At 69.2% G+C, this 273-nt stretch carries 1 protein-coding gene; it reads left to right on the top strand.

Features of this window, described 5'->3' with window-relative positions; all coding sequences use genetic code 11:
* Nucleotides 1-273 (top strand): PepSY domain-containing protein (locus ACLJNW_RS25055; protein ID WP_410961337.1); only part of this gene is annotated, 273 nt, incomplete at both ends.

The following is a 273-nucleotide window of genomic DNA, read 5'->3' as shown; positions in this document are numbered from 1 at the left end:
CGCCCATGCCGAGCATCGCGGGCATTCCGCCCAGGCCGGGCACGCGATGCCGATGGACATGCCGATGCCGGCGGGCATCCCTCTGCAAAGGGTGGTGGATATCGCCCGCGAGCGCGGCGTGGCGGCGGGCTACGGGATCGCCCTGCCGAGCGGGATGGAGGGGGTCTACACGATTTCCGTGTTCCCCGACGATCCGCGCCACGACGCCACCCTGCACATCGACCAGTACAGCGGCAAGGTTCTCGCCGACGTGCGTTGGCAGGACTACAACGC

It is taken from the genome of Salmonella sp. SAL4457 (assembly GCF_046548235.1).
In the GTDB taxonomy this organism is placed as follows: domain Bacteria; phylum Pseudomonadota; class Gammaproteobacteria; order Enterobacterales; family Enterobacteriaceae; genus Salmonella; species Salmonella enterica.
This window is presented reverse-complemented; position numbering and strand designations above follow the sequence as displayed.